Genomic DNA, 9,416 nt, shown 5'->3' on the forward strand with positions numbered 1-9,416 from the left:
CATCTGACGACGGACACTCGCGTATTTCGTTGCGTCCTTGCCGGCCGCGCGGCTGATCGCGCGGGTCGGCTACCAGCGGGCGCTGGTGATCGGGCTCGGCATCATGGCCGCCGGTACGCTCGGGATGGTCGCCGCGGCGCGCTTTCCCTCCTACAATATTGTCCTGGTGGCCCTGTTCGTGATCGCCTGCGGCATCACGCTGCTCCAGGTCGCGGCCAACCCCTACGTCGCCGCGGTCGGCCCGCCGAAGAGCGCCTCCGCGCGGCTCAACCTCGTCCAGGCCTTCAACGCGTTCGGCACGACGCTGGCGCCGCTGTTCGGCGGCTATCTCATCCTCGGGCGCTCGACTTCGGGCAACGTCCAAGGCGACGCCGCGCCTCTCAGCGCGGTCGAACGGCTCGCCGACGCGCAGGCGGTGCAACTGCCCTACCTGATCGTGTCCGCGACCCTGGTGGTGCTCGCCATCGTCATCGCGCGCGCCTCGCTGCCGGCCATGGGCGCCGCGCGGGGCGCCGCCCCGGCCGGGCGCGCCGCGCGACCGCTCTGGCGCCACCGCAACCTCGCCTTCGGGGTACCGGCGATCTTCATCTACCTCATCGCCGAGATCGGGGTCTCGAACCTGTTCATCAGCTTCGTCTCGCAGCCCGCGATCGGCGATCTCACCCATGCCGAGGCCGCGCACTACCTTTTCCTGCTCTGGGGTGGGATGATGGTCGGCCGCTTCGCCGGAGCCTGGGTCATGCGCCGCGTTCCCGCCGAGACGGCGCTGGCCGGCGCCGCGATCGGCGCCTGCGTGGTCATGCTGGTGACGAGTTTCGCCACCGGCCCGCTCGCGATGTGGTCACTGATCTCTGTCGGCCTGTTCCACGCGATCATGTTCCCAACGATCTTCACCCTCGGCATCCGCGGCCTCGGGCCGCTGACCGAGCGGGGATCGGGCCTGCTGATCATGGCGATCGCGGGTGGCGCCCTCGTCGTGGTGCAGGGTTGGATCGCAGATCGGTACGGGGTGCAGCACTCCTTCCTACTGACCGCGGCCTGCGAACTCTACGTCCTCTTCTACGCCCTCTGGGGCTGCCGGACGAAGGCACGGGCCGAGGATGCCGCGATGATCCCGCTCGTCGGCCATACCGCGACGCCCTGACGCGGCTTTTCGGGGATGGCAGAGGGAGGACGGTTCGGATGGAGACGGTGCCGGTGGAGATTGTGGATCGTCCGGAGCGGGACCAACTCGGCGAGGGGCCGGTCTGGGTGCCGGAGCGCGGGCGCCTGTTCTGGGTCGATATTGAGGCGCCCGCGATCCGCTGGCTCGACGTTGCGAGCGGCCGCAGCGGCAGCCACGGCTTCCCCGAGCCGGTCGGCTGGATCATCCCGCGTGCGAACCGATCCGACTTCGTGGTCGGTCTGAAGAGCGGCTTCGCCTTCTTCGATCTGGAAACCGGACGCCTGGAGCGCCTCGGCGACCCGGAGCCCGAGCATCCGGACAATCGGCTGAACGACGCCAAGGTGGATCTCGCCGGACGGATCTGGGCCGGGAGCAAGCACTGCGCCGACGCGGCGGAGACGGGCGCCCTGCACCGCCTCGATCCCGACCTGACCTGGCGCTGCCACGACCGCGGCTACGGCGTCGCCAACGGCCCGACCTTCAGCCTCGACGGCCGCACCCTCTACCACACCGACAGCGCCGCGCGGACGGTCTTCGCCTTCGACGTCGACGCGGACGGGGCGCTTTCGGGCAAGCGGAGCTTCCTGTGCTTCCCCGAAGCGTGGGGCTATCCCGACGGGATGACCACCGATGCGGAGGGCTGCCTCTGGATCGCGCACTGGGGCGGCGGCCGGATCAGCCGGTTCGACCCGTATGGGACGCTGCTCCGGTCGATCGCATTGCCGGCGACGAACATCACGAGTTGCACCTTCGCCGGTCCGGACCTCGACCGACTCTACCTCACCTCGGCCGCATTGGACTGTGGCCACGAGCCGGCGGCCGGGGCACTGTTCGTCCTCGATCCCGGCACGCGCGGCCTGCCGCCGCGCGCCTTCGCGGGGTGAGGGCATGATCGGCGTCGACCGGGGCTCCTCGAACCTGCGTGACGTCCCCCCATCGCTTTGGTCCGGCCCCAGTGCGAGGTTTCCGGTTTTGAGCTCCTGACGGGAGGGGCGGAACTGTGAAGACGAGCAGGTCCACCGAAGTGCAGATCACCTTCGCGCGGAAGCATTCCGGAAACGGGCCTTTTGAAATCGACCCATGTCGGCTGTAGAGGCAGCGATCAGAGCTTCCCGAAAAGGTCCGTCGGTTGGGCGTGACGCAATCACCGCCAGGGGTGGTGCGAGGCGACTGGTCTGGCGCCTGAGGGCGAGCGTACCGCCCTGCCTGCCGCTCGAGGTGTCGCGAGCGAAGTTCCTGGCTGGTTTTTGCGGACTGGACTCCTAAATCCTCGCATTCCGCTTGAGGACATGCCCATGCTGTCGCGATCCACCCTGTCCGGCTTCTACGCCTTGATGCTCGTCGCGAGTTCGGCGCATGCGCAACAGCCGACGGGTCAGGCGGAACTGGACTGCTCCCGATTCACACACAACCCGGACGGATCGTGGAGCGTGAAACAGCCCCTCGAACTTTTCAGCGAGATTGGTCGTGTCCGGATTCTTCCTGGTCCGCCGTTCAAGCCCGGCATGTCGTTCGGAGGGCTCGACATCGCGGGGCTCCTCGATCAGCAGTGCCGCTGAACGTGCGGCCATCCGTTCGTCGCCATTATGGCCCAGGGGCGTGCTTGACCCTGATCGACGAGGCCGGCGCGACACCGATTCAAGGTCACAGGTTCTGATGGCCCGGACCGGTCCGTGTGCTCGAATGCCGCCGACACAACGTCAAACCAGCCCGCAAGGCCGGATCGCGCGCATGAGTCTTTTTCACGCGTCCAAGTGTCGTATCCTGATATCGAACCTCGGCAGCCTGGGAGACATCATCCCGTTTCTTGATATCGGCAAGACGTTGCTCGGGCGCGACCACGATGTCACATTCGCCACGACTCCAAAACACCGTGTGCAGATCGAGGCGAGCGGTCTGATCTTCCGTGCCATCGGCTCGGCCCGGCGTACGAGGACCTGCGTGCCGATCCGCAATCTCTCGGATTGGCTGCCGTCACCCGACCGGCTCGGCCTGACGGTCCCCCTGGTTCGCGCCGCCCCTGCCCGACTGGCTGCCGCAGCGTGCCGTTCGGTGCCTTGCTGCCCGATGCCGGCGCTCTGATCCACCCTGGTAGAATCGGGACATGCTTCGGGGCCTTCGATGCCGGGATACCCCAGATGGTGGTGCCGAATGGCTTCGATCAACATGACGATGCCGCGCGCATCGCGAAGCGCGGTCTCGGTTTCGACCTCTCCCGGCGGGCATTCACCAGTCGAGGCGTCTGGATGCGATCGCGGATGATGACCGATCCGGAGATCCGCCGGAACTGCGCGGACGCATGACGACACTGCGCGCAACAGGACGGTATCGCCGATGCCTGCACCCTGGTCGAGGCCATGTCCGAGGGCGTGGGACTGCTGCCAAGCGATCGCCGGGAACGCGCGGGGCCGGTCGCCTCGCGCGGGCAGTGCGACGTGACCCGACAGATGTCGACCCAACCTCGCCGTCGCAGTCCCTTTTCGCGAAGCACGAAGGCGGTCGTCCTCAGTGCCGTTTTACAAGCTTACCGGGCTCGCTCGCATCAGCAATGGCGCTCACCCATCAGCGTTTCGACGAAGCGCGCCGCTGTGAGGGCCCGGGCATCGTCGCCAAGGCGCGCAATGATCTGCACGCCGAGCGGCAGCCCAGCCGGGGTGCTTCCCACCGGCACGGTCACACAAGGAACACCCATCAGCGTCCACAGGCGGTTGAACCGAGAATCGCCCGTGCTTGCATAGCCTTCTGGCGCTGGGCCGGGCGCCGAGAGAGTCAGGATCACGTCCAGGTCGTGCTCTGCAAACAGATCGGCCAATTGCTGCCGGGCGCGATCCGCCACCTTCAAGGACGCGTCATAGGACTTGGGCGACACACCTTGCGCGGCATCGAGATGCGCCCCCAGGAGGGGGCCAAGGTCCGCGCGATGGCTGGTGTATTCCCAATCCAGCGCCTGGGCCGCCTCGAAATCCTGGATCGTGCCGTGAAGCCCGAAGGCTTCGGCGAAGACCGCCGGCAGGACCAAATCGCGCAGACGGGCTCCGGCAGCTTCGGTCGCGGTACGCACGCGCTCAAGGGCATCCAGCGCCTCGGGCTCCGCAGTGGCACAGAAATCCTGCAGGACGACACCGATACGCGGCGTACCCGGCTCGGTGGTGGGAAGGTCAAGGCTGGGACGCCCCGTCATCAGCGCAAGGGCGTGGGCTGCATCGGCGACGCCCGCGGTGAACAGGCCCAGCGTGTCGAGCGTCCAAGAGAAGCACTTCATACCCACCGTGGGCAGCAGCCCAAAGGAAGGTTTCATCCCAACGACACCGCAATAGGCGGCCGGGCGGATCACTGAGCCACCGGTCTGAGTGCCCAGCGCCAGCGGCAGCATCCCTGCTGATACAGCGGCGGCCGAACCCGCCGACGAACCGCCCGGCGTATGGCCAGGGTGGCGCGGATTGCGGGTTTGCGTCGGGTCCAGGAAAGCGAAGGCCGTCGTGGTGGTCTTGGCCAGCGGCACCGCGCCCAGGCGCTTCAGGCGCGCCACGGCGGCCGCATCGGCGCGTGGGCGCCAGCCGTCGTAGATCGGCGAGCCCATCTGCGTCGGCAGGTGGGCCGTGTCGAGGATGTCCTTCACGCCCACCGCAATGCCCGCGAGGGGGCCTCGCTCCGGCACGACCGGATCGAGATCGCGGCTGACCAGGGCGCGGATGTCCTGCTCGCGCTCGGCGATCGCGGCCTCGGAGAGAGCAATGGCCTCGCGCGGCGTGAGCGAGCCGGCATCGATCTGCTTACGCAGCGACAGGAGCGAAAGCATGAGTCAGCGTTCCGATGATTGCGATGTGCGCGTCTTTAGGAGGCGGGGCAGAGGGTGGGAAAGGGGATCGGGCGGGCCAAAACGCTTTCGCACCAACGCGCCGTGCGGAGCAACGCGAGATCGTTGCGGTAGGTGCCCACAAGCTGGATACCGAGCGGAAGCCCTTGGCTTTCCCCAGCCGGAAGCGCGACGGCCGGAACGCCGAGGCAGGTCCAGGGTACGCAGAAGGCAGGATCGCCGGTTGAGGCCAGCCCTTCCGGGGCAGGGCCGGAGGCGGGCAGGGTCAGGACCGCATCGTAGCCCGACAGCACCGTATCGAAGTCCACCCGCAGATCGGCCTGATGCCGGAGGGCTTCCACGTAGGCCACGGCCGCGATCTGCGCCCCTTCCGCGACGAGATCCTTCAGCGGCTGGCTCGTCCGGTCGGGGAAACGCTCGACCAGCGTTCCGAAGCGGGCGCTCGCCTCGACGGCGAGGATGGTGCGCGCGCAGTCCCACAAGCCTTCGAAGGCAGCCGGGAGCACGAAGTCGGACACATGGGCTCCGGCCGCTTGAAAATCCGCTGCCGTCGCCTCGAGCATTGTGCGCTGCTCCGGTTCGGCCCTGTCCCAGATCGTGGTCCGAACCAGCGCGAGGCGCGGCGCTTCACGGGGCGCCAGAGCCATGTCGAGGTCGACGGAAAAGTCCGGCAGCGGGCGGCCGTGCGGGTCCGCCTCGTCTCGGCCGATCAGATGCGCCAGGGCGAAGGCAGCATCCGTCACCGAGCGGGTGAACAGGCCGACATGGTCGAGGGAGGGGGCCAGAGGGTGAACACCGACGCGTGGGATGGCGCCGTAACTCGGCTTCACGCCGACGACCCCACAATAGGCGGCCGGCCGGATCACCGATCCGAAAGTCTGTGTGCCGAGCGCAAGGGGCACGATCCCGGCTGCGACGGAGGCGGCCGAGCCGCTCGACGAGCCGCCCGGCGTGTGTCCACGCTTCCAGGGATTGTGCGTCGGTCCCGGGTGGCGCCAGGCGAACTCGGTGGACACCGTCTTGCCGAGAACCGAGGCGCCGAGGGCCTTCAAGCGGGCAACGATCCAGGCATCCGTGGCGGGCACGTGGTCGGCATAGACGGGTGAGCCGTTCGTGGTCGGCAGGTCGGCGGTGGCGATAATGTCCTTCACCCCGACGGGGATGCCCTCCCAGGCGCCCACTCCCGGTGCGAGATCCGTCGCGAGGACGGTGAAGGCGGCAAGATCCGAGTGCGCCCGGGCTGCATCATGGCTGGCCGTGAGGTAATCTCCGGGCGACACGTGTCCATCGCGGAACGCTCGTAAGGCGTCGACGAGGCCGAGGTGGTTGAGCATCGAGGGGTCCGTTGTCTTGCGGAGCCGAACACCGCGCTGCATCTGCGCGGCGTTCGGAGGGGCGCGGCCTCAGTTCGCCGCGAGGCTCTTCTCGATGAAGTCGCGACGCACGAAGGTGGCGTAGTCGGGCAAAGCCGAGAGATTACCCAGCGCGACCTGCGTCTCCATTCCGGTCTTCAAGGCCTCGGCGGTGATGTCGACACTGTCAGGATAGACCTTCTCCCGCATCATGCGCTTCACCGCGGCTTCGACGACGGCGGGGTCGAGGTTCGGGAACTGCTTCTTGGCGATGGCAATCGTCTTCTCAGGCTCGGCGTGCATGAAGCGGATCGCTTTCTGCATGCCGGTCACGACCTTCTGAGTGATGGCAGGATCCACGTCCTTGCGGGCGCTCACGGACGAGAAGGCGTAGGCGCCGTAGCGCTCCGGAAAGCCCAGTACGACCTTCATCCCCTTGGCCACCACCTGGTCGAGACCGGGCTCGTACATGACCGCGATCTTGGCCTGGCCGGCAAGGAGCGGCCCCGGCTCGGAGCCGAGCTGGACCTGGGTCATCTCCACGTCCTCGGGTTTGAGGCCGTTCTCCTTGAGGAGCTTCAGGAACAGTGAGGTGCTGGTGGTCGGCATCAGCCCGGTGACGATCTTCTGACCCTTCAGGTCCTTCACATCGTTGAAGATCACGTCCGGGGTCGTGGCGATCCACACCGCGGCTCCGTTGACCACATTCGCCACGACGTTCACCGGCGCGCCCTTCGAGGCGGCGATAGCGGTCCATTCGGGGCCGTGGATCGAGTACTGCGCGCTCTTCGAGATCACCGCCGAGAGGGCCACGGCGGGGGCGCCCGCCGTTTCCTTGGTCACTTCGACCCCTTCGCCGGCGAAGAATCCGCCATCCATGGCAACGTAGAAGGGCAGGTAGAGCATCGACTGGAAGGCCTGCGAGATCGTGACCTTGTCCGCCGCGCGGGCCGGCGCCACGAGGCTGGCGAACCCCAGAATTGCCGCCACGGAGGCTGAGAGACGCAGGCGTTTGGAACGAATCATCCGTGATGCCCTTTTTTGAGGAAGTCCCGAGTCTGCGGGAGGTTGGAAAGCCGGTGTTCCAGCGCGCATCACGCGTTGCGGCTGATGCCGGCGAACCCGTCGACGCGTGGGGAGATCAGACCTGCACCTGGCCGGCGGTGGTGATCTGCCGCCAAGGCAGGATGCGACGCTCGGCGAAATCGATGACGTGGTAGAGGAGGAAGCCCACGAACATCAGCACGAACAATCCGACCCAGACCGTATTCAGGTCGTAGAGGCTCGAGGCCGAGTAGATCAGGTGCCCGAGGCCGCGCTGGGACGAGATGAACTCGCCGACCACCGCGCCCACGAGGGCAAAGCCGATGTTGATGCGAAACATCCCGATGATGGCCGGCAGAGTGGAGGGCACGATCACGCTCTTGAAGATGCGGTTCTTCGAGGCGCCCATCGAGGCCAGAAGGGCCTGCAGGTCGGGGTCGGCGTCGCGCGCGGCCTGATAGGCGGCGATGAGGGCGACGAGAGCCGTCAGCGAGACCGCGAGCGCCACCTTCGAGACGAAACCCGTGCCGAACCAAAGGATGACGATCGGGGCCAGTGCGATCTTCGGCACCGAGTTGATCGCCACGATGAAGGGTTCGACGAGCCGCGCTACGAAGGCCGAGTACCAGAGGCCGAGGCCGGCCAGCGACCCCAGGAGCGTGCCGATCAAGAACCCGATGATCGCTTCGATCACGGTGTACCAGGTATCGACCGGCAGCGATCCGTCCGCCATCGAGGCGAGAAAGACCCGCCAAATGCCTGACGGTGCGCCGACCAGAAACTCTGTGAGCCAGCCGGCTCGGACCGCGACCTCCCACGCAAGAAAGAACACCGCAACCGCCAGCAGCTGAATGATGCCGCGCCCGAGTGTCGTGTCGGCCGCCCGGGCAAATGCACCCGGCTTCGCGCGGGGCCGAGCAACGGGTTGCCGGGTGGGCCGGGCCGAGGCTGGCGACGCGGACTTGAGGCTTTGGGACGTCTTCAAGGCTTCCGACGTTTTCAAGGTGTGCGTCGCCATCAGGCTGCCCTCTGACGGGTCTGGATCTCGAGTTCGCCACACAGGGTTTGAAAATAGTCGGAGAAACGCGGATCGCTGCGCGCACCGATCGGCGAACGGGCATCGAGCCCGATCTCGTGAACGGATTTCACCTTGGTGGGGCGATTGCCCAGAACGACGACGCGCTTGGACAGGGCGACGGCCTCGTCGATATCATGCGTCACCAGCACGACGGTCTTGTGGAAGGTCTCCACGGCGTCGAGGAGAACGCCTTCGAGGTAGAGACGCGTCTGGTAGTCGAGGGCCGAGAAGGGTTCATCCAAGAGCAGGATATCGGGATCCATGATCAGGGTCCGGATCAGGGCGGTGCGCTGCCGCATGCCGCCGGACAACATCTTCGGGTAGGCATTCTCGAAGCCCGACAGGCCGAAGGTCGAGAGGTATTCGCGAGCCGTGTCGAGAGCCTGGGCGCGGTCGACGCCCTTCATCTCCAGGCCGAGCATCACGTTCTGCAGGACCGTCCGCCAGGGGAACAGCAGGTCCTTCTGCATCATGTAGCCGACCCGGCCCTGCAGCCCCGGCACCACCTCGCCGCGAAACGTCATTGTGCCGCTATCGGGCTCGAGAAGTCCGGCGATGACGTTGAACACCGTCGTCTTGCCGCAACCACTCGGGCCGATGATGCTGACGAAGTCGCGCTCGTAGATATCGAAGCTGAGCCCATCAAGCACCGGCACTGGCCCGCCCTTGCCGGGAAAGGATTTGCGGATACCGTCCAGGCTGAGTTGGACCCCAGGAGCCGTCATGAACCCTCCGTGTGTGCGGGGCGACCCCAGCAAACTTCAGGCCAGCATAATTTTGGATACACAAGACTGATGGGGCGACCGCTTGAGGAGCGATGAGGAGGGCGCCGCCAAAGCGGTGCTCCTCCGCCGCGACGTGAGCCTCCACGATGTCATCGAGCCGGAAGCGGCCGCCGATATCGACGTTGACATGCCCCTGGGCGATGGCCGCGGACACCTCCCGAACCGACCGCTTCGA

9 protein-coding genes and 1 pseudogene are annotated in these 9,416 nt (G+C 66.8%); 5 read left to right on the forward strand and 5 right to left on the reverse strand.

Translation table 11 applies throughout. From position 1 onward, the window contains the following. Positions 1 to 25 precede the first annotated feature (25 nt). The 5 genes and pseudogenes from gluP to MFF30_RS26220 form a co-directional block, all read left to right on the forward strand. A pseudogene (gene gluP, locus MFF30_RS16765) lies at positions 26 to 1,144 on the forward strand (glucose/galactose MFS transporter); the annotation flags it as partial. A 38-nt stretch (positions 1,145 to 1,182) separates the two neighbouring features. Beyond that, a complete protein-coding gene (locus MFF30_RS16770) occupies positions 1,183 to 2,049 on the forward strand; it encodes an SMP-30/gluconolactonase/LRE family protein (protein WP_238280626.1) in 867 nt (288 codons plus the stop codon). Positions 2,050 to 2,460: 411 nt separating this feature from the next. Continuing rightward, positions 2,461 to 2,724 carry a hypothetical protein gene (locus MFF30_RS16775; protein WP_238280627.1) on the forward strand — a complete coding sequence of 88 codons (264 nt, stop codon included), beginning with the start codon at positions 2,461 to 2,463 and terminating at the stop codon, positions 2,722 to 2,724. A gap of 172 nt (positions 2,725 to 2,896) precedes the next feature. Continuing rightward, positions 2,897 to 3,247: a glycosyltransferase gene (locus MFF30_RS16780; protein WP_238280628.1), complete on the forward strand. Its 351-nt coding sequence runs from the start codon at positions 2,897 to 2,899 to the stop codon at positions 3,245 to 3,247. Beyond that, complete coding sequence (locus MFF30_RS26220) at positions 3,208 to 3,468, forward strand: glycosyltransferase (protein WP_354466302.1); 261 nt, start codon at positions 3,208 to 3,210, stop codon at positions 3,466 to 3,468. Before MFF30_RS16780 ends, MFF30_RS26220 begins: the two co-directional genes overlap by 40 nt. 239 nt (positions 3,469 to 3,707) lie before the next feature. Here MFF30_RS26220 and MFF30_RS16790 read toward each other — a convergent pair whose 3' ends face one another. From MFF30_RS16790 to MFF30_RS16810, 5 genes are all read right to left on the reverse strand, one after another. Beyond that, positions 3,708 to 4,964 (reverse strand): amidase, encoded by a 1,257-nt coding sequence (locus MFF30_RS16790; protein WP_238280630.1) that lies wholly within the window; start codon positions 4,962 to 4,964, stop codon positions 3,708 to 3,710. A 35-nt stretch (positions 4,965 to 4,999) separates the two neighbouring features. After that, on the reverse strand, positions 5,000 to 6,316 hold the full coding sequence (locus tag MFF30_RS16795) for an amidase (protein WP_238280631.1): 1,317 nt from the start codon (positions 6,314 to 6,316) through the stop codon (positions 5,000 to 5,002). A 69-nt stretch (positions 6,317 to 6,385) separates the two neighbouring features. After that, entirely contained in the window at positions 6,386 to 7,360 is a 975-nt protein-coding gene (locus MFF30_RS16800; RefSeq protein ID WP_238280632.1) for an ABC transporter substrate-binding protein, read from the reverse strand. Positions 7,361 to 7,475: 115 nt separating this feature from the next. Further along, positions 7,476 to 8,111 carry an ABC transporter permease gene (locus tag MFF30_RS16805; RefSeq protein WP_238280633.1) on the reverse strand — a complete coding sequence of 212 codons (636 nt, stop codon included), beginning with the start codon at positions 8,109 to 8,111 and terminating at the stop codon, positions 7,476 to 7,478. A 284-nt stretch (positions 8,112 to 8,395) separates the two neighbouring features. After that, positions 8,396 to 9,181, reverse strand: coding sequence for an ABC transporter ATP-binding protein (locus MFF30_RS16810; protein ID WP_238280634.1), 786 nt, complete (start codon positions 9,179 to 9,181; stop codon positions 8,396 to 8,398). Positions 9,182 to 9,416 lie beyond the last annotated feature (235 nt).

It is taken from the genome of Methylobacterium goesingense (genome assembly GCF_022179225.1).
Lineage (GTDB): Bacteria > Pseudomonadota > Alphaproteobacteria > Rhizobiales > Beijerinckiaceae > Methylobacterium > Methylobacterium goesingense.